This window comes from Buttiauxella warmboldiae, from assembly GCF_003818135.1.
Lineage (GTDB): Bacteria > Pseudomonadota > Gammaproteobacteria > Enterobacterales > Enterobacteriaceae > Buttiauxella > Buttiauxella warmboldiae.
On sequence record NZ_RPOH01000062.1, the window covers coordinates 49,078 to 67,841 of the forward strand.

The 18,764-nt window shown below is 54.5% G+C and carries 19 protein-coding genes and 1 other annotated feature; of the genes, 12 read left to right on the plus strand and 7 right to left on the minus strand.

Annotated features, from left to right (window positions below):
• Positions 1 to 3 precede the first annotated feature (3 nt).
• Together rsmS and priC are read right to left on the minus strand one after the other, a co-directional pair.
• Positions 4 to 159: a pleiotropic regulatory protein RsmS gene (gene rsmS, locus EHN07_RS14440; RefSeq protein WP_124024792.1), complete on the minus strand. Its 156-nt coding sequence runs from the start codon at positions 157 to 159 to the stop codon at positions 4 to 6.
• A 32-nt stretch (positions 160 to 191) separates the two neighbouring features.
• Positions 192 to 728, minus strand: coding sequence for a primosomal replication protein PriC (gene priC, locus EHN07_RS14445; protein WP_124024793.1), 537 nt, complete (start codon positions 726 to 728; stop codon positions 192 to 194).
• Between the two features lie 56 nt (positions 729 to 784).
• Here priC and EHN07_RS14450 point away from each other — a divergent pair, with 56 nt between their 5' ends.
• From EHN07_RS14450 to EHN07_RS14465, 4 genes are all read left to right on the plus strand, one after another.
• Positions 785 to 1,162 (plus strand): DUF454 family protein, encoded by a 378-nt coding sequence (locus EHN07_RS14450; RefSeq protein WP_124024794.1) that lies wholly within the window; start codon positions 785 to 787, stop codon positions 1,160 to 1,162.
• 126 nt (positions 1,163 to 1,288) lie between these two features.
• Entirely contained in the window at positions 1,289 to 1,840 is a 552-nt protein-coding gene (gene apt, locus EHN07_RS14455; RefSeq protein WP_124024795.1) for an adenine phosphoribosyltransferase, read from the plus strand.
• Positions 1,841 to 1,934: 94 nt separating this feature from the next.
• Positions 1,935 to 3,851, plus strand: a complete 1,917-nt coding sequence (gene dnaX, locus EHN07_RS14460; protein WP_124024796.1) for a DNA polymerase III subunit gamma/tau — start codon at positions 1,935 to 1,937, stop codon at positions 3,849 to 3,851.
• Positions 3,184 to 3,248, plus strand: a sequence feature (DnaX frameshifting element). (Overlaps the previous gene by 65 nt.)
• 87 nt (positions 3,852 to 3,938) lie before the next feature.
• Positions 3,939 to 4,268: a YbaB/EbfC family nucleoid-associated protein gene (locus tag EHN07_RS14465; RefSeq protein WP_124024797.1), complete on the plus strand. Its 330-nt coding sequence runs from the start codon at positions 3,939 to 3,941 to the stop codon at positions 4,266 to 4,268.
• A gap of 56 nt (positions 4,269 to 4,324) precedes the next feature.
• On the opposite strand, the gene EHN07_RS14470 is transcribed toward EHN07_RS14465, so the two are convergent.
• Positions 4,325 to 5,230 (minus strand): LysR family transcriptional regulator, encoded by a 906-nt coding sequence (locus EHN07_RS14470; protein WP_124024798.1) that lies wholly within the window; start codon positions 5,228 to 5,230, stop codon positions 4,325 to 4,327.
• A gap of 110 nt (positions 5,231 to 5,340) precedes the next feature.
• On the opposite strand from EHN07_RS14470, the gene EHN07_RS14475 reads away from it, so the two are divergent.
• From EHN07_RS14475 to EHN07_RS14505, 7 genes are all read left to right on the plus strand, one after another.
• Positions 5,341 to 6,207: a pirin family protein gene (locus tag EHN07_RS14475; RefSeq protein WP_124024799.1), complete on the plus strand. Its 867-nt coding sequence runs from the start codon at positions 5,341 to 5,343 to the stop codon at positions 6,205 to 6,207.
• Positions 6,208 to 6,268: 61 nt separating this feature from the next.
• Entirely contained in the window at positions 6,269 to 6,946 is a 678-nt protein-coding gene (locus EHN07_RS14480) for an isochorismatase family protein (protein ID WP_124024800.1), read from the plus strand.
• A 108-nt stretch (positions 6,947 to 7,054) separates the two neighbouring features.
• On the plus strand, positions 7,055 to 7,660 hold the full coding sequence (recR, locus tag EHN07_RS14485) for a recombination mediator RecR (RefSeq protein ID WP_124024801.1): 606 nt from the start codon (positions 7,055 to 7,057) through the stop codon (positions 7,658 to 7,660).
• Positions 7,661 to 7,777: 117 nt separating this feature from the next.
• Positions 7,778 to 9,652, plus strand: a complete 1,875-nt coding sequence (gene htpG, locus EHN07_RS14490) for a molecular chaperone HtpG (protein ID WP_124024802.1) — start codon at positions 7,778 to 7,780, stop codon at positions 9,650 to 9,652.
• 173 nt (positions 9,653 to 9,825) lie between these two features.
• Positions 9,826 to 10,470 (plus strand): adenylate kinase, encoded by a 645-nt coding sequence (adk, locus tag EHN07_RS14495; protein ID WP_034458097.1) that lies wholly within the window; start codon positions 9,826 to 9,828, stop codon positions 10,468 to 10,470.
• A 134-nt stretch (positions 10,471 to 10,604) separates the two neighbouring features.
• Entirely contained in the window at positions 10,605 to 11,567 is a 963-nt protein-coding gene (hemH, locus tag EHN07_RS14500) for a ferrochelatase (RefSeq protein WP_124024803.1), read from the plus strand.
• Between the two features lie 62 nt (positions 11,568 to 11,629).
• Positions 11,630 to 12,934 (plus strand): inosine/guanosine kinase, encoded by a 1,305-nt coding sequence (locus EHN07_RS14505; RefSeq protein ID WP_124024804.1) that lies wholly within the window; start codon positions 11,630 to 11,632, stop codon positions 12,932 to 12,934.
• A 44-nt stretch (positions 12,935 to 12,978) separates the two neighbouring features.
• On the opposite strand, the gene ybaL is transcribed toward EHN07_RS14505, so the two are convergent.
• Positions 12,979 to 14,676, minus strand: a complete 1,698-nt coding sequence (gene ybaL, locus EHN07_RS14510; protein ID WP_124024805.1) for a YbaL family putative K(+) efflux transporter — start codon at positions 14,674 to 14,676, stop codon at positions 12,979 to 12,981.
• A 223-nt stretch (positions 14,677 to 14,899) separates the two neighbouring features.
• Positions 14,900 to 16,108, minus strand: a complete 1,209-nt coding sequence (locus EHN07_RS14515; RefSeq protein ID WP_124024806.1) for an MFS transporter — start codon at positions 16,106 to 16,108, stop codon at positions 14,900 to 14,902.
• Between the two features lie 189 nt (positions 16,109 to 16,297).
• On the opposite strand from EHN07_RS14515, the gene ushA reads away from it, so the two are divergent.
• On the plus strand, positions 16,298 to 17,950 hold the full coding sequence (gene ushA, locus EHN07_RS14520; protein ID WP_124024807.1) for a bifunctional UDP-sugar hydrolase/5'-nucleotidase UshA: 1,653 nt from the start codon (positions 16,298 to 16,300) through the stop codon (positions 17,948 to 17,950).
• Positions 17,951 to 18,019: 69 nt separating this feature from the next.
• On the opposite strand, the gene ybaK is transcribed toward ushA, so the two are convergent.
• Entirely contained in the window at positions 18,020 to 18,499 is a 480-nt protein-coding gene (ybaK, locus tag EHN07_RS14525; protein WP_124024808.1) for a Cys-tRNA(Pro)/Cys-tRNA(Cys) deacylase YbaK, read from the minus strand.
• Positions 18,500 to 18,561: 62 nt separating this feature from the next.
• On the minus strand, positions 18,562 to 18,764 hold a 203-nt coding region (locus EHN07_RS20530; protein WP_208646999.1), incomplete at its 5' end, for a hypothetical protein.

Below are 18,764 nucleotides of genomic sequence, written 5' to 3' on the forward strand. Positions count from 1 at the left end.
ACATTAGCGGGAAGCGTCAACTTCCCGCTTACGCAAAAAATCCTGACGGACGATCTCCAGCGCGGCAAGCGCGGTTTCCGTCGGGATTTGATGCTGTTCCAGCAGCATGATTAAATCAACGGCCAGTTTGACTTCTTCCGGTGCGTTATCCAGCGACATATCGTTAATCTCGTTAATCTGTATTTTGGATATTAGCTTAGCCCACGTTCCCGACGCTCAATAGCGCGCTCAATGCGCACCAAAGCCTGGCGGCAACGCTGCAGGCGGCCTTCAAGGGCGGCCAGCTCTTGCTGAAGTTTTTGTTGCCCGGCGAGCGTGGTTTGTAGCGAAAGCTGGCTTTCACGATCGCTAATCATAATCTGGATGCGGCGTTCGTAATCCTGATGGGTGGCGAGTTTTTCATACAAATTCTCGGCAACCACCGGCTGCGGATCGTTTTTGCGCATTTTCACGGTTGCCAGCTCGCGCTGCAAAGCCGCAATTTGCGCCACCAGCTTTTCGGCAATATAGGCAACCTGCTCCGTTCGGCCCACTTTCACGCTAAGCTGTAACTGCGCGAGATTGGCCTGAACTTCGGCCAGATAATCTTTGAGTTGCGTACTGTGAGTGGAAAACAGTTTACCATCGAAGCGTGCCTGCGAGGCGCGTTGTAACGAGAGGGGCGCAATGAGCTGCGCGAGTTCCGCGACGCGAGTATCCAAAGCTTGTAATAGCGAAGCGGTTTTCACAACATGGCTCTCCAGTATTGCACCTAGTTAAGTGCCTGATTATTTACGGAACAGGAATGAAACGGACCATTTTAATCATCATTGGCTGGCTGGCGGTAGTCCTTGCGACGCTGGGTGTGGTCTTGCCTTTACTGCCCACCACCCCGTTTTTACTGCTGGCCGCCTGGTGTTTCGCCCGCTCTTCGCCGCGTTTTCACCACTGGCTATTGTACCGCTCATGGTTTGGCAGCTATATCCGCCACTGGCAGCAGCATCGCGCGCTGCCCGCAGGCGCCAAACCCAGGGCGTTAATTTTCATCGTGTTAACTTTTGCGCTATCCCTTTATCTGGTCAATATACTTTGGGTCAGGCTACTCTTATTGCTGATGATGTGCGCGCTGCTGTTCTTTATGTGGCGCATGCCGGTGATTGACGAAAAGCAACAAAAGCCGTAAACCGCAGTGGCAGTGGTTGCAATTGTTGATGCCAGCCAGTAAATTCGACCGTTTTCGGGCACGGTATGACTGATTAATAAGCAGTCTCGTGCTTTGTTAGCACCATGTTTTTAGCAGGCATTAATTATGACCGCGACCGCGCAGCAGCTTGAATATCTGAAAAACAGCATCAAAAGCATTCCAGACTACCCAAAGCCTGGGATCTTATTCCGTGACGTTACCAGCTTGCTTGAAGATCCGAAAGCCTACGCCACCAGCATTGCATTATTAGTCTCACGCTTTAAAGATGCGGGTATCACCAAAGTGGTGGGGACCGAAGCGCGTGGCTTCCTGTTTGGTGCGCCGGTGGCGCTGGAATTAGGCGTTGGCTTCGTGCCGGTGCGCAAGCCAGGTAAACTGCCACGCGCAACCCTTGCTGAGAACTACGAGCTGGAATACGGCACCGACCAGCTGGAAATCCACGTTGATGCCATCCATCCCGGCGATAAAGTTCTGGTGGTGGACGATCTGCTGGCAACCGGCGGCACCATCGAAGCGACCGTGAAGCTGATTCGCCGTCTGGGTGGGGAAGTGACTGATGCGGCATTTATCATCAATCTGTTTGATATTGGCGGCGAGCAGCGCCTGGAAAAAATGGGCGTAAATAGTTACAGCCTGGTACTTTTCCCCGGCCACTGAGTTCAGCCTCCTCATGAGAAGCCTCGCCCAGCGGGTGGGGCTTATGTTAGCATTACCTCCTCAATTCACACCCGCGATGTAGAGCCTATCTCGTATGAGCTACCAGGTCTTAGCCCGTAAATGGCGGCCACAAACTTTTGCTGATGTTGTCGGCCAGCAACACGTTCTGACTGCGCTGGCTAATGGCTTATCCATGGGCCGAATCCACCACGCCTATCTCTTTTCCGGGACGCGCGGCGTGGGGAAAACATCCATCGCTCGCCTGCTGGCGAAAGGGTTAAATTGCGAAACCGGCATTACCGCCACCCCTTGCGGCGTGTGCGATAACTGCCGTGAAATCGAACAGGGTCGTTTTGTTGACCTGATTGAAATCGATGCCGCCTCGCGCACCAAAGTAGAAGACACCCGTGATTTACTGGACAACGTTCAGTACGCCCCGGCGCGTGGCCGCTTCAAAGTCTATCTTATCGATGAAGTACACATGCTCTCCCGTCACAGCTTCAACGCCTTGTTGAAGACCCTGGAGGAGCCGCCGTCGCACGTGAAATTCCTGCTGGCGACCACCGATCCGCAAAAGCTGCCGGTCACCATTCTCTCTCGCTGCCTGCAATTCCACCTCAAGGCGCTGGATGTCGAACAAATTCGCCATCAGCTGGAGCACATTCTGGGCGCAGAAAAAATCCCCAGCGAAACTCGCGCCTTGCAGCTGCTGGCCCGTGCCGCAGATGGCAGCCTGCGCGATGCGCTAAGCCTGGCCGATCAGGCGATTGCCAGCGGGGATGGGCATGTCACCAGCGTGGCGGTCAGCGCTATGCTTGGCACGCTCGACGACGACCAGGCGCTTTCACTGATTGAAGCGATGGTTCAGGCAGACGGCGAACGAGTGATGAGCCTGCTTAACGACGCCGCCGGGCGCGGCGTTGAATGGGAGGCACTGCTGGTGGAGATGCTCAGCCTGCTGCATCGCGTAGCCATGGTTCAGCTTTCACCCGCCGCGCTAGGTGCTGATATGGCCGCCATCGAACAACGTATGCGCGAGCTGGCGCGCGTAGTGCCGCCAGCCGAAGTGCAGCTTTACTATCAAACCCTGCTGATTGGGCGCAAAGAATTGTCCTGGGCGCCTGACCGCCGCATGGGCATTGAAATGACTCTGCTGCGCGCGCTGGCGTTCCATCCGCGTAAGCCGTTACCCGAACCGGAACAGCCACGGCAGGCCGCGACGCTGCCGGTGGTTAATCCTGTTCCGGTGCGTCAACAAATGGCCCCGCCGCCACGGCAAAGTGAAACGCCGCTGCCCGACACTACAAGCCAGGTGTTGCAGGCGCGAACCCAGCTGATGCGCCAGCAGGGAGCCAACAAAGCAAAAAAGAGTGAGCCGGCAGCGCCAGATATAGCGCGGCCGGCAAAGAACACCGCGCTGGAACGTTTAGCCTCGGTTACCGAACGCATCCAGTCCCGGCCCGCAGCGGCAACGGAAGAAAAACCAGCCGAAAAGCCGGAGGCGTATCGCTGGAAGTCGCAAATCGTTGCTGATGTGGTCGAAGAGCCGGTTGCGACGCCAAAAGCCTTAAAGCGCGCGCTTGAGCATGAGAAAACCCCAGAGCTTGCGCAGAAGCTGGCGCTGGAAGCCATGGAACGCGATGGCTGGGCGGCTGAAATTAGCCAGCTGGCGTTGCCGAAATTAGTACAACAGCTGGCGCTCAACGCCTGGAAAGAGCAGGATGGCAGCCGCGTTTGCCTGCACCTGCGCCCGGCGTTGCGCCATCTCAATTCGCCGTCTGCGCAGAAAACGCTGGCTGATGCGATGAGCGTTTTTAGTGGCGAAACTGTTGAGCTGACTATTATTGAAGATGATAATCTCGCGCAACGCACCCCGCTGGAGTGGCGTCAGGCTATCTACGAAGAGAAGCTGGCGCAGGCGCGGGAATCGATAACCACGGATAACAACATCCAGACGCTGCGTCGTTTCTTTGACGCTGAACTGGATGAAGAGAGTATTCGACCTATTTGACAGATCGGCCAGGCTGATTTGTTGTAAACCCTGATAGCCGTTAATCGCCGCGTGCGATTAGTCGGCCTGAGCAAAAGAGAGAAGACTATGTTTGGAAAAGGCGGTCTGGGCAACATCATGAAGCAAGCCCAGCAGATGCAGGAAAAAATGGCCCAGGTTCAGGAAGAAATCGCCAACATGGAAGTCACCGGCGAATCAGGCGCAGGCCTGGTCAAAGTGACCATCAACGGCGCTCACAACTGCCGTCGCGTGGAGATCGATCCAAGCCTGATGGAAGACGACAAAGAGATGGTTGAAGACCTGGTTGCTGCGGCTTTCAACGATGCGGCTCGTCGTATTGGCGAAGCGCAGAAAGAGAAAATGGCTGGCGTTTCCAGCGGGATGCAGTTGCCACCAGGCTTCAAAATGCCATTCTAATTTTGTCTTTCTCCCTCTCCTGTGGGAGAGGGCTGGGGTGAGGGCGTTTCTCGTTCTCACTCCTCCTCAAACCCCGCGTAACTCTCCACCAGAAAATCAATTAGCGCTCTGACCGCCGGTAACTGACCGCGCCGGGATGGAAACACCACGTGAATCACCTCTCGCCTTGCTCGCCACTCCGGTAACAGTCGCACCAGGCTGCCGTCGGCAAGCTGTTGGTTAAGCATTAACATTGGCAACTGGACAATTCCTACCCCCGCCAGCGCCGCCGCTCGCAGCGCAATCATATCGGTGGTGACAAAGCGCGGTTTATGATGCAGCGTCACTTCCTGATTATCTGGGCCAAACAGGCACCAGCGGTAAACTTGCTGGGGTTTTGACAGCGCCAGGCTCGGCCAGTGCTGAAGATCGGCAGGGGACTGAGGTTTTGAAAAACGCGCCACCAGTTCAGGGCTGGCAACCAGACACATCCCGCGATCCGCCAGCTTTCGCATCACCAGTTCGCTATCTTCCAGCGGCAAGGGGCGCACCCGCACCGCTAAATCAACGTTTTCATTGAGCACATCAACCTGGCGATTTGTCGCTTCAAGCTGCACGGTGACCTGCGGATAGCGCGTCATAAATCGCGCCAGCATCTCGCCGATATGCACATGCAGCAGCGTAATAGGGCAGGTAAGGCGAATTAAACCGCGAGGTTCGGCGCGCAGCGTATTAATCGCCTCCTGCGCGGCTTCGGCTTCAATGATCATCGCTTTGCAATGGCGATAAAAAATCTGCCCGGCCTCCGTTACCGTAAAACTGCGCGTGGAACGCTGAATCAGGCGCGTTTCCAGGCTTTCTTCGAGCAGGGCGATTCGTCGACTCAGGCGGGATTTAGGGATCCCCGTCACCCGGCTTGCCGGAGAAAACCCTCCGTTATCCACCACTTGCGCGAAGTACCACAAATCGTTGAGATCCTGCACGACTATTGTCCTGTATATGGAACGCTGAGTTTATTTTCCGAGTCTACCGCGCCTTTCGTCTTATGAGTAAGCTTTATCTCAACGGCAGTCGAGACTTAAAGGAGATAACGATGAAATCAATTCTTGGCGTTTATTCAGCGCCACAGCCCCACTGGGTCGGTGATGGTTTCCCGGTTCGCTCACTGTTTTCTTACTCAAAATTTGAAAAGCAGCTCAGCCCCTTCCTGCTGCTGGACTACGCAGGGCCGGCTGATTTTAAACCGAGCAACAAAGTCCAGCGTGGCGTAGATGTGCATCCGCATCGCGGTTTTGAAACCGTCACCATCGTCTACAAAGGTGAAGTGGCGCACCGCGATTCCACCGGCAGCGGCGGTGTGATTGGCCCGGGCGACGTGCAATGGATGACCGCCGGCAGCGGCATTTTGCACGAAGAGTTCCACTCGCCGGCTTTCAGCGAGAAGGGCGGTACGCTTGAAATGGTCCAGCTATGGGTCAATTTGCCGGCGAAAGACAAATCAACGCCGCCAAATTACCAGTCGATTACCGACGCCGATATTCCGGTGGTCACACTGCCGGATAACGCAGGCCGGGTGCGGGTCATCGCTGGTGAAATGGAGGGCAAAAAAGGCCCAGCGCGCACGTTTTCCCCGCTGCGTGTGCTGGATATGCGTCTGAACGCGCAAAGCGTGACGCAATTAACGCTGCCGGACGGCTGGAACACCGCACTGGTGGTGCTCAAAGGCACCGTGCTGGTTAACGGCCAGGAAGTGGCGCGTGAGGCGCAATTAGTCGTGCTGGATGCCAAAGGCGAAACCGTTACGCTTGAAGCCAATAACGACGCGGCTGTGCTGGTGTTGAGCGGTGAGCCGCTCAACGAGCCAGTGGTGGGGTACGGGCCGTTTGTGATGAACACCCGTGAAGAAATTAAACAAGCGATAGACGATTTTGACCAGGGGAAATTTGGTCAAAAAGTCTGACTCGCTCAGACGGCTACCGTTCTGGTAGCCGTTATTTCCCGTAACTAAAGAGGATAGAAAAATGTCACCTGCAAACTTTAACGGACAACTTCCTACTATTGATGCCAGCGATGCGGTCATGTTGCTTATCGACCATCAGAGCGGCTTATTCCAGCTGGTGCACGATATGCCGATGCCCACTTTGCGCACTCATGCCACCGTGCTTGCTAAAATCGCCACGCTTGCCAATATTCCGCTCATCACCACCGCTTCTGTGCCGCAAGGTCCGAACGGCCCGCTGATCCCTGAGATTCACCAGTACGCGCCCCATGCGCAATATGTACCGCGTAAAGGTGAAATCAACGCCTGGGACAACCCTGATTTCGTGGCAGCAGTGAAAGCCACAGGGCGCAAAACTTTGATTATTGCTGGCACCGTAACCAGCGTGTGCATGGCGTTCCCGGCGATTAGCGCGGTGGCTGAAGGTTATAAAGTCTTTGCGGTTATTGATGCTTCAGGCACCTATTCCAAAATGGCGCAGGAAGTGACGCTGGCTCGTGTGGTGCAGGCAGGCGTAGTACCGATGGACACCGCCGCAGTCGTGGCTGAAATTCAGCACACCTGGAATCGCGAAGATGCGATGGAGTGGGCAAATCTGTGGGGCGGGGTGTTTATTGAGTACGGTTTGCTGATGGAAAGCTACCAGAAAGCGCAAGATGTGGTGACCAATCAAGAGCTGCTGGATTCGCAACGCGCGTAAACTCTTTCCCCCTTTGCGAAACGCCGCACAGGGGGAATATTTTTTCCTATGCCGCCGCGCGGGGCTAATGTTAGCCTATGGTCCACTCTTTTTTCAGAAGTCTGAGCGATGCAAACCAGTCCTTTACTTACCACCCTGATGGAATCCCTGCGCTGCCTGCCGGGTGTTGGCCCAAAATCTGCCCAACGTATGGCGTTCGCGCTTCTGCAACGTGACCGCAGTGGTGGCATGCGCCTGGCTCAGGCATTAACCCGTGCGATGTCCGAAATTGGTCACTGTGCTGACTGCCGCACCTTCACCGAACAGGAAGTTTGCGCCATTTGCGCCAACCCTCGCCGCCAGGAAAATGGCCAAATTTGCGTGGTAGAAACCCCTGCCGATATTCACGCCATCGAAGCGACGGGGCAATTTTCCGGGCGCTATTTTGTGCTGATGGGGCACCTTTCGCCGCTTGACGGTATTGGCCCGCAGGATATCGGCCTTGACCGCCTCGAACAGCGCCTGGAAAGTGAAACCATTAAAGAGCTGATTCTTGCCACCAACCCGACGGTTGAAGGTGAAGCGACGGCGAACTACATTGCGGAACTGTGCGGGCAATATGGCGTGGATGCCAGCCGTATCGCGCACGGCGTGCCGGTTGGCGGCGAGCTGGAAATGGTCGATGGCACGACTTTGTCGCACTCGCTGGCTGGCCGTCATAAGATTAATTTTTAATCACTTGCGGGGAGGTTTTTAATCCTCCCGCTTGAAAATCCTCTTTTCTATCCTCATATCACCCTCAGCGTTTTCAAACCCCCTGCGTATTTTGATTTTGTTGAGGTATCAATGACCATGAAAGGACAAGAGACTCGTGGCTTCCAGTCTGAAGTGAAACAACTTCTGCACCTGATGATCCACTCCCTCTATTCAAACAAAGAAATTTTCCTGCGTGAGCTGATCTCCAACGCCTCTGATGCGGCAGACAAACTGCGCTTCCGCGCGCTGTCTCAGGCAGATCTGTACGAAGGTGATGGTGAACTGCGCGTGCGCGTCTCTTTTGATAAAGAAAAACGCACCCTGACCATCGCCGATAACGGCATCGGTATGACGCGCGACGAAGCGATCGATCATCTGGGCACCATTGCGAAATCTGGTACCAAAGCCTTCCTTGAGTCCATGGGCTCAGACCAGGCAAAAGACAGCCAGCTTATCGGCCAGTTCGGCGTGGGCTTCTACTCTGCCTTCATCGTGGCGGATAAAGTCACCGTGCGCACTCGCGCCGCGGGCGTTCCAGCAGACCAGGCGGTATTCTGGGAATCGGAAGGCGCGGGCGAATACACCGTTGCGGATATCACTAAAGCGGATCGCGGGACTGAAATTACCCTGCACTTGCGCGAAGGCGAAGATGAGTTCTTAGACGACTGGCGTGTGCGTTCGACCATCAGTAAATATTCCGACCACATCGCGCTGCCGGTTGAAATCGAAACCCGCGAAGAGAAAGATGGCGAAACCATCCTCGGCTGGGAAAAAATCAACAAAGCGCAGGCTTTGTGGACGCGCAGCAAGTCTGAAATCAAAGACGAAGAGTATAACGAGTTCTACAAGCATGTGGCGCATGACTTCACCGACCCGCTGACTTACAGCCATAACCGCGTGGAAGGCAAGCAGGAGTACACCAGCCTGCTGTATATCCCGTCTCAGGCGCCGTGGGATATGTGGAACCGTGACCATAAACACGGCCTGAAACTGTACGTCCAGCGCGTGTTTATCATGGACGATGCGGAACAGTTTATGCCGAACTACCTGCGTTTCGTGCGCGGCCTGATAGATTCCAACGACCTGCCGCTGAACGTGTCGCGTGAAATTCTGCAAGACAGCCGCGTCACGCAAAATCTGCGTAGCGCGCTGACCAAACGCGTATTGCAGATGCTGGAAAAACTGGCGAAAGACGACGGTGAAAAATATCAGACCTTCTGGAAAAACTTCGGCCTGGTGCTGAAAGAAGGCCCGGCTGAAGATACGGCAAACCAGGAAACCATCGCTAAGCTGCTGCGCTTTGCTTCAACTCACACGGACACTTCCGCGCAGACGGTCTCTCTGGAAGAGTACGTGTCGCGCATGAAAGAAGGGCAGGAGAAGATTTACTACATCACTGCCGACAGCTACGCCGCCGCGAAGAGCAGCCCGCATCTGGAGCTGCTGCGTAAGAAAGGCATCGAAGTTCTGCTACTTTCTGACCGCATCGACGAATGGATGATGAGCTACCTGACCGAGTTCGACGGTAAAGCCTTCCAGTCAGTCAGCAAAACTGACGAATCGCTGGAAAAAATGGCCGACGAAGAAACACCAGAAGCGAAAGAAGCGGAAAAAGCGCTGGAGCCGTTTGTTGACCGTGTGAAAAATCTGCTCGGCGAGCGCGTGAAAGAGGTGCGTCTGACGCATCGTCTGACCGACTCGCCAGCTATCGTCACCACCGACAGCAACGACATGAGCACGCAAATGGCGAAACTGTTTGCCGCTGCGGGCCAGGCGGTGCCGGAAGTGAAATACATCTTTGAGCTCAACCCTGATCACGGGCTGGTGAAACGCGTTGCGGATACTCAGGACGAAGCGCAGTTTGGCGAGTGGGTTGAATTACTGCTCGATCAAGCGCTGCTGGCTGAACGCGGTACGCTGGAAGATCCTAACCAGTTCATTCGTCGAATGAATCAGCTGCTGGCTTCCTAAGTTTGATCCCTCACTCTGGTTTTCTCCTGTGGGAGAGGGCCGGGGTGAGGGCGTTGCAAATCAACTAACCACGCTTACAACCCCTGCCATTGTTGAGGTGAATACGCCTTTAATGGTAAGGTCTGCGCCTCTGCTTTAAATAATCAAAAATCCAAACAATGGGGAATTACGCAATGCGTATTATTCTGCTTGGCGCTCCGGGCGCAGGTAAAGGAACTCAGGCTCAGTTCATCATGGAGAAATACGGCATTCCGCAAATCTCCACCGGTGACATGCTGCGCGCCGCAGTCAAATCTGGCTCAGAGCTGGGTAAACAAGCAAAAGACATCATGGATGCCGGGAAACTGGTTACAGATGAACTGGTTATTGCGCTGGTAAAAGAGCGTATTACCCAGGAAGATTGCCGCAACGGTTTCCTGCTGGATGGTTTCCCACGCACGATTCCACAGGCTGATGCCATGAAAGAAGCGGGCATCAACGTGGACGTGGTTCTGGAATTTGCAGTACCAGACGAACTGATTGTTGAGCGTATCGTTGGCCGTCGCGTACACGCGCCGTCTGGCCGCGTTTATCACGTCACCTTCAATCCACCGAAAGTGGAAGGTAAAGACGACGCAACGGGCGAAGAACTGACTACCCGTAAAGACGATCAGGAAGAGACCGTGCGTAAGCGCCTGGTAGAATACCATCAGATGACCGCTCCGCTGATCTCCTACTACAGCAAAGAAGCTGAAGCCGGTAACACTAAATACGTGAAAATCGACGGCACCCGTAAAGTGACCGAAGTGAGCGCAGAACTGGCTAAAATCCTTGGCTAATTCGCTGTTGATATAAAAATACCGGGTTATGCGCCCGGTATTTTTTTGCCCATTTTTCGGCCTTTCATTGTAATCGGTTCTCCTGTCGTGCTTTTACGTTACAATTATCAGCAATTTGTCGATAAGGAGTGGAAATGAATCAGGAAAAAGTGGGGATTTTACTGGCCAACCTGGGAACGCCTGATGCACCCACTCCGGCGGCGGTAAAACGCTATTTACGCCAGTTTCTCAGCGATAAGCGCGTGGTTGATACTCCACGTTTAATCTGGTGGCCGCTGCTGCGCGGCGTGATTCTGCCGCTGCGTTCTGCCCGCGTGGCCAAACTCTATCAATCGGTATGGATGGACGAAGGTTCGCCGCTGCTGGTGTATAGCCGTCGCCAGCAGGCCGCGCTGGCCGCGCAATTGCCTGATGTTCCCGTCGCGCTCGGGATGAGCTACGGCACGCCGTCGCTGAAAAGCGCGGTGGAAGAGCTGATGTCGCACCACGTTGACCACATTGTGGTGCTGACGCTGTATCCCCAGTTTTCCTGCTCGACGGTCGCCGCGGTCTGGGATGAATTAGGGCGCATTTTTGCCGACTATCGCTCGCTACCGTCGATTTCCCTGATTCGCGATTATGCTGATGATGAATCTTATATCAACGCGCTGGTGGCATCGGTCAGAGAATCTTTTGCCAAACACGGCGAGCCTGATGTTCTGTTGCTTTCCTATCACGGTATTCCACAGCGTTATGCCAACGAAGGCGATGATTACCCGCAGCGCTGCCGCGACACCACGCGTGAACTGCTATCAGCCCTCGAGCTGCCGCCGGAAAAAGTGATGATGACGTATCAATCACGTTTTGGTCGCGAGCCGTGGCTGATGCCCTACACCGATGAAACCCTGAAAATACTGCCTGAAAAAGGGGTAAAACATATTCAGGTGATGTGTCCTGGTTTCTCTGCGGATTGCCTGGAAACGCTGGAGGAAATGGCGGTGCAAAACCGTGAGGTCTTCCTCGAAGCCGGCGGGACAAAATATGAATATATTCCTGCTCTGAATGACGACCCGGCCCACATTGCCATGATGATGAACCTGGTGCAGAAATATCGCTGATCTCGCTTAGGGCCGTTAATGTGCTACCATTTCCGGCCTGATTAGCGACTTTGAACAACATCATGAAATTTCCCGGCAAACGTAAATCCAAACATTATTTCCCTGTTAGCGCGCGCGATCCTTTACTGCAACAGGTTCAGCCTGAAAATGAAACCGGCACTTCCTGGATTGTCGGGATCGACCAGACGCTGGTGGATATCGAAGCCAAAGTGGACGACGAATTTGTTCACCGTTACGGGTTGAGTTTCGGCCATTCGCTGGTGATTGAAGATGAGGTTGCGGAAGCGCTGTATCAGGAACTGGTGCAAAAGGATCTTATTACTCACCAGTTTGCCGGCGGCACCATCGGTAACACCATGCACAACTATTCGGTATTGGCCGACGATCGCTCCGTTTTACTCGGCGTGATGTGCAGCAATATCGAAATTGGCAGCTACGCCTATCGTTACTTGTGTAATACCTCCAGCCGCACCGATCTCAACTACCTGCAAGGCGTCAATGGCCCGATTGGCCGCTGCTTTACGCTGATTGGCGAGCAGGGCGAGCGTACTTTTGCCATCAGCCCTGGCCATATGAACCAGCTGCATGCCGATAGTATTCCTGAAGAGGTGATTGCTGGCGCATCTGCGCTGGTTCTGACTTCCTACCTGGTACGCTGCAAAGACGGTGAGCCGATGCCGGAAGCGACCATGCAGGCCATCGCGTACGCGAAGAAGCACAACGTGCCGGTGGTGCTTACCCTCGGCACCAAATACGTTATCGCGGAAAATCCGCAGTGGTGGCAGGCGTTCCTCAAAGAGCACGTCTCGATTCTGGCGATGAACGAAGAAGAGGGGCTGGCGCTGACCGGTGAAAGCGACCCGCTGCTGGCGGCTGATAAAGCGCTGGACTGGGTCGATTTAGTGCTGTGTACCGCCGGGCCGGTTGGCCTGTATATGGCGGGTTTTACCGAAGAGTCGTCAAAACGCACCACGCAGCATCCGCTGTTGCCGGGCGCGATTGCTGAATTTAACCAGTATGAATTTAGCCGCGCGATGCGCCACAAAGATTGCCAGAACCCGCTGCGTATTTTCTCGCATATCGCGCCGTACATGGGCGGACCTGAAAAAATCATGAACACCAATGGCGCGGGCGACGGCGCGCTGGCGGCGCTGCTGCACGATATTACGGCGAATAACTATCACCGTGCTAACGTGCCGAACTCCAGCAAACACCAGTGCACCTGGCTGACCTATTCGTCCCTGGCGCAGGTATGTAAATACGCCAATCGCGTGAGTTATCAGGTATTGAACCAGCATTCTCCGCGTCTGACGCGTGGTTTGCCAGAGCGCGAAGATAGCCTTGAAGAGTCTTACTGGGCTCGTTGATTCCCTGCGAATGCCCTTACCCTAACCTTCTCCCCGGGAGAGGGTTAGGGTCGGTTTTCTCCTTCTCCTGGGGCAGAAGGCTGGGATGAGGGCGGGTTAGCCAGTAGCCCCATCATCGTATTGGCAATTTCGCGTTCGCCCATCACCACCTGATTGGCTCCGCGTTCGGTAATATAATCTACTTCATCGTCATAGTGGGCGCGGGCAATAATCTCGATGTTCGGGCATTTGGTGCGCGCGGCCGCGACAATCTCCCCGGCCTCGTAGCCGTTGGGGATCGTTAACAACAGCCAGCGTGCGCAATCCAGGTGTGCGAGATTCATGATCTCTTCACTGGCGGCATTGCCCAGCACCGCGCGAATGCCACGCTCCCGCAGCTCCTCCACCCGATTGCGTGACGTTTCAATCACCACCAGCGGGATCCCCTGAGCCAGTAATTTCTCACCCAGCAAACTCCCCACGCGCCCGAAGCCAACCAGCAGGGCGTGATGGCAGATATCAACCGGAATTTGCTTCTCGTCTTCGAGAGCTTCCTCCAGCGTCTGCTCTTCCAGAGTTTCGGTTTTCTCGAGATAACGCTCAAGCACCGCAAACAAAATCGGGTTGAGCATAATCGACAGAATCGCCCCGGCCAGCACCAGATTTTGCCCGGTTTGCGGCAGCAGATTCAGCGCCATGCCGAGCCCGGCGAGAATAAAGGCAAATTCGCCAATCTGCGCAAGGCTGGTGGCGACGGTCAAAGCGGTACGCTGCGAGTGACCAAACAGGCGCACCAGGAAGAAAGCCGCAAGCGATTTGCCAAACACGATAATCGCCACCGTGCCCAGCACGGCGAGCGGTTCCTGAACCAGAATCATCGGGTCGAAAAGCATACCGACCGAGACAAAGAACAGCACCGCAAAAGCATCGCGCAGCGGCAGCGTATCCTGGGCGGCTCGGTGGCTGAGCTCAGATTCGTTAAGCACCATACCGGCGAAGAATGCGCCCAGCGCAAACGAGACGTCAAACAGCTCAACGGCGCCAAAAGCGATGCCGAGCGCCAGCGCCAGAACGGCCAGCGTGAACAGCTCGCGTGAACCGGTTGCCGCACTGCGCGCCAGAATCCACGGCACCAGACGGCGGCCAACAATCAGCATAATCGCAATAAACGCCACCACCTTACCGATAGTTAAGCTCATATCCAGCGTAAGCGATGCCAGGCCAACGTTGCCTTTTTCCAGCATGCCGGCAACGGCGGGCAGTAGCACCAGCGTTAATACCATCACCAGATCTTCAACAATCAGCCAGCCAATGGCGATTTGCCCACGCTGGCTGTCGATTAATTGCCGCTCTTCAAGCGCGCGCAGCAGCACCACGGTGCTGGCGGTGGAAAGACACAGGCCAAACACGATGCCGGTCATCAGTGACCAACCCATCAGCGATGAAAGCCCCATGCCCAGCAGCGTCGCCACCCCGATCTGGGCGATGGCTCCGGGAATGGCGAGGGCCTTTACCGCCATCAAATCCTTCAGAGAAAAATGCAAACCGACGCCAAACATCAGCAAGATAACGCCCAGCTCCGCTAATTCGGGCGCAAGTTTAGTATCTGCAACAAAGCCTGGCGTAAAAGGGCCGGCCAGCACCCCCGCTAATAAATAGCCCACCAGCGGTGATATACGAAGCTTGCTGGCGAGCATACCGAGCAAAAAGGCCAGCACAAGGCCGCCGACAATGGTGGTGATAAGCGGGGTGGCGTGATGCATTCCGTCTCCTTTCGTGATCAATGTGTTCCAGTCGTTCCTGAACTCTGCTTTTAGTTTATGACAATTTTTTCATCGGGGTGGGTGTTAAATAGAGGGTTTATTTAGAAAAGGCGCGTTTAGACAAAAATTGTTGCCTGGTGGGTCTTTTATACGTTTAGTTCAGGAAAGGTCTTGCAGAGTTAGGGGATGGTGCAGGGCCAGATGATTTATCTGGCCCTTATAACTATGATTTATGACGATAATCAGGCAGGAATATAGTCAATATGCCGAGAAGTGGCAGGAAAGCACATATTTTATAGACTAATTCGATACTGGTATGGTCGGCAACCAGACCCAGCACCGCCGCGCCCAGGCCACCCATACCAAACGCAAACCCGAAGAACAGCCCGGAAACCATGCCGATACGTCCCGGCATCAGCTCTTGTGCATACACCAGAATGGCGGAAAATGCCGAGGCAAGGATAAAGCCGATAATCACGGTCAGGATGCCGGTCCAGTAGAGTGAAACATACGGCAGCAATAGCGTGAACGGCGCCACGCCAAGGATCGAACCCCAGATCACGTACTTACGGCCAATCTTATCTCCAACCGGCCCGCCAATCACCGTGCCCGCGGCCACGGCAAACAGGAAGGCAAACAGATGGAACTGCGCGTTTTGCACCGATAAACCAAATTTATGCATCAGATAGAAGGTGTAGTAGCTGCTGAGGCTGGCCATATAAAAGTATTTGGAGAAAATCAGCACCAGTAACACCGTCACCGCCTGAATCACCTTTTTGCGCGGCAGTGGGTTAACCACCGGAGCGGCGGCTTTGCCTTTCGCCATGCGATGCTGCGCGGCATACCAGCGGCTGATTTGCAGCAGCACGATAATCGCCAGTAGCGCTGCCAGCACAAACCAGCCCACGTTACCTTTGCCATAAGGGGCGATAATCAGCGCGGCCAGCAGCGGCCCTAAGGAGCTGCCGAAGTTCCCCCCCACCTGGAAGAGTGACTGAGCAAGGCCATGACGGCCACCGGATGCCATACGCGCCACGCGGGAAGATTCCGGGTGGAACACTGAAGAGCCGGTTCCGACCAGGCCTGCGGCCAGCAGCACCATCGGGAAACTCCCGGCTAGCGCCAGGATAACCAGGCCGCAAAGTGTGAAGCACATACCAATCGGCAACGACCAGGGCATCGGGTATTTGTCGGTGTAGTATCCTACTACCGGCTGGAGTAGCGATGAGGTCAGCTGGAAGGTCAGCGTTATCATCCCAATCTGGACAAAACTCAGCGAAAACTCACTCTGCAGCAGCGGGTAAAGCGCCAGAATGAGCGACTGAATCATGTCGTTGAGCAAATGGGAGAGGCTGATTGCCCCAAGAATACCGAATGCGGTGCGCGCTTGTTTAGGCTCCGCTGGCGCGAGAGCTTGTTGCGAAATTGCCATAATTACCTGTAATAAATAGATTGTATTATTCTTATTACGCTTCGCTGATGGAAACGTAGGAAATCATTACCCAGCTAACATACCCGCAGGAAAGGGATGAAGAAAGTCAGAATCATAAAAAGTTATTTGTCTATGCCGCCAGCCGTCTGCTATTGGTGCTGAAGTCTTTACTGAATAGGGAGATTTGCAATGAAGTTTGCCGTAAAAGGGGTTGCCACAGCGCTGCTCATGGCCGTCAGCTTAACCAGCGCATCGGCGCTGGCCTGGGAAAAAGATAAAACCTATCGCATCACGATTTTGCACACCAACGATCACCACGGTCACTTTTGGCGCAGCGAACACGCCGAATACGGGCTTGCGGCGCAAAAAACGCTGGTGGATAGCATTCGCAAAGAGGTTGCTGAAAAGGGCGGTAGCGTACTGCTGCTCTCTGGCGGTGACATCAACACCGGCGTGCCTGAATCCGATTTACAGGACGCGGAACCTGATTTTCGTGGTATGAGCCTGATCGGCTATGACGCCATGGCCATCGGTAATCATGAGTTTGACAAGCCGTTGAGCGTGTTACGCCAGCAGGAAAAATGGGCAAAATTCCCGCTGCTTTCGGCCAATATTTATCAGACAAGCACCGGCGAGCGGCTGTTTAAACCGTGGGCCATTTTTAAACCTCAGGGGATTAAAATCGCGGTTATCGGTTTAACCACTGATGACACGGCGAAAATTGGCAACCCGGAAAATTTCACCGATATCGAATTCCGTAAACCGGCGGATGAAGCAAAACTGGCGATCCAGGAGCTGCAAGTCACCGAAAAACCGGACGTGCTGATCGCGGCGACCCATATGGGCCACTACGATAATGGCGACCACGGCTCCAATGCGCCGGGGGATGTCGAGATGGCTCGCAGCCTGCCTGCGGGCGCGCTGACGATGATTGTCGGCGGGCACTCGCAAAACCCGGTCTGTATGGCGGCAGAGAACAAAAAGCAGGTTGATTATGTGCCGGGCACGCCGTGCGCGCCGGATAAGCAAAACGGTATCTGGATTGTCCAGGCGCACGAGTGGGGCAAATACGTGGGTCGTGCGGATTTCGAGTTTCGTAACGGTGAGATGAAACTGGCGCATTACCAGCTGATCCCCGTCAACCTGAAAAAGAAAATTACCTACGATAACGGTGACAGCGAGCGCGTGCTTTACACGCCACAAATCCCGGAAAACCAGCAAATGCTCTCCCTGCTGACGCCATTCCAGAATAAAGGCCAGGCGCAGCTGAATGTCAAAGTGGGCAGCGTCAACGGCCATATGGAAGGGGATCGCAGCAAAGTGCGTTTCGTGCAAACTAACCTGGCGCGCCTGCTGCTGGCGGCACAAATGGATCGCACCGGCGCTGATTTCGCGGTAATGAGCGGCGGTGGGATTCGCGATTCGATTGAAGCGGGCGACATCACCTATAAAGATGTGCTGAAGGTACAGCCGTTTGGTAATACGGTGGTTTACACCGAGATGAGCGGTAAAGAAGTGACGGCATACCTGAGCGCGGTTGCTCAGAAAAAACCTGACTCAGGGGCATACCCTCAGTTCTCGAACGTCAGCTTTGTTGCGACGGCGGCGGGCCTGCAGGATTTGAAAATCAAAGGCGAGCCGGTTGATCCTGCAAAAACCTACCGTATGGCGACGTTAAACTTTAACGCCGCCGGGGGGGATGGCTACCCGGAAATTGATAAAAAACCAGGCTATGTCAATACCGGCTTTGTCGATGCCGAAGTGCTGAAACAGTACATTGAGAAAAATTCTCCGCTCGATGTAAAAGCTTTCGAGCCGCAAGGCGAGGTGAGCTGGAAGTAAGGTTTTACCCTCACCCGGCTTTTTTTCCCAGGGGCCGGGCGAGGGTGAACGGCTGTGAGATTGATTGGATCAGTCGCGGCGAGCAATCTCGGCAAAAGTGGCGTTCAACAGCTTCGCCAGGTCGGCCGCTGCCAGTTCAATATCCAGCCCGCGTTTGCCACCAGAAACATAGATCGACGAAAACTCCTGAGCAGGTGCATCAATCACCGTCGGCAACAACTTTTTCTGCCCCAGTGGGCTAATGCCGCCTACCAGATAACCGGTAATCCGCTGTGCCACCATGGGATCGGCCATATCCACTTTTTTAGCCCCCAGCGCTTTCGCCACTTTTTTCAGATCCAGCTGCCCGGCCACGGGCGTGACGGCAACCGCCAGCTGTTTCATATCGCCGTTGATGGCAACCAGCAGCGTTTTATAGACCTGATCCGCATTCAGGCCCAGTTTACGCACCACTTCATCGCCAAAATTGGTTTCGCCCGGATCATGGTCGTAAGCATGGAGTTGAAAGGGAACATGGTTTTTTTCGAGCAGTTTTACGGCAGGCGTCATGTATCCTTCTTAGTGCAGTTGTTTGATAAGCGCACAAATGAGCCAGCGGCGTCATCTGTTGTTCAGATAGTATAATGTCGCTTAATAGTGATGGCGTTAATCATTACATTGAGCGACAATTCTGTATCTGACCGTTTATCGGTCAGAATAATTAAAACAATATACAAATTCCTCTTTGACGGGCCAATAGCGATATTGGCCGTTTTTTTAGTGCGCCGAGCATGGCGCGTAGCGCCTTGACGGGCGCTGTCAGTTGACTGTGGTG

Excerpts from the sequence above, each read along its gene's own strand:
- rsmS (WP_124024792.1), bottom strand. The coding sequence starts at position 159 with ATGTCGCTGGATAACGCACCGGAAGAAGTCAAACTGGCCGTTGATTTA.
- EHN07_RS14450 (WP_124024794.1), top strand. The coding sequence starts at position 785 with ATGAAACGGACCATTTTAATCATCATTGGCTGGCTGGCGGTAGTCCTT.
- apt (WP_124024795.1), top strand. The coding sequence starts at position 1,289 with ATGACCGCGACCGCGCAGCAGCTTGAATATCTGAAAAACAGCATCAAA.
- dnaX (WP_124024796.1), top strand. The coding sequence starts at position 1,935 with ATGAGCTACCAGGTCTTAGCCCGTAAATGGCGGCCACAAACTTTTGCT.
- EHN07_RS14465 (WP_124024797.1), top strand. The coding sequence starts at position 3,939 with ATGTTTGGAAAAGGCGGTCTGGGCAACATCATGAAGCAAGCCCAGCAG.
- EHN07_RS14475 (WP_124024799.1), top strand. The coding sequence starts at position 5,341 with ATGAAATCAATTCTTGGCGTTTATTCAGCGCCACAGCCCCACTGGGTC.
- EHN07_RS14480 (WP_124024800.1), top strand. The coding sequence starts at position 6,269 with ATGTCACCTGCAAACTTTAACGGACAACTTCCTACTATTGATGCCAGC.
- recR (WP_124024801.1), top strand. The coding sequence starts at position 7,055 with ATGCAAACCAGTCCTTTACTTACCACCCTGATGGAATCCCTGCGCTGC.
- htpG (WP_124024802.1), top strand. The coding sequence starts at position 7,778 with ATGAAAGGACAAGAGACTCGTGGCTTCCAGTCTGAAGTGAAACAACTT.
- adk (WP_034458097.1), top strand. The coding sequence starts at position 9,826 with ATGCGTATTATTCTGCTTGGCGCTCCGGGCGCAGGTAAAGGAACTCAG.
- hemH (WP_124024803.1), top strand. The coding sequence starts at position 10,605 with ATGAATCAGGAAAAAGTGGGGATTTTACTGGCCAACCTGGGAACGCCT.
- EHN07_RS14505 (WP_124024804.1), top strand. The coding sequence starts at position 11,630 with ATGAAATTTCCCGGCAAACGTAAATCCAAACATTATTTCCCTGTTAGC.
- ybaL (WP_124024805.1), bottom strand. The coding sequence starts at position 14,676 with ATGCATCACGCCACCCCGCTTATCACCACCATTGTCGGCGGCCTTGTG.
- EHN07_RS14515 (WP_124024806.1), bottom strand. The coding sequence starts at position 16,108 with ATGGCAATTTCGCAACAAGCTCTCGCGCCAGCGGAGCCTAAACAAGCG.
- ushA (WP_124024807.1), top strand. The coding sequence starts at position 16,298 with ATGAAGTTTGCCGTAAAAGGGGTTGCCACAGCGCTGCTCATGGCCGTC.
- ybaK (WP_124024808.1), bottom strand. The coding sequence starts at position 18,499 with ATGACGCCTGCCGTAAAACTGCTCGAAAAAAACCATGTTCCCTTTCAA.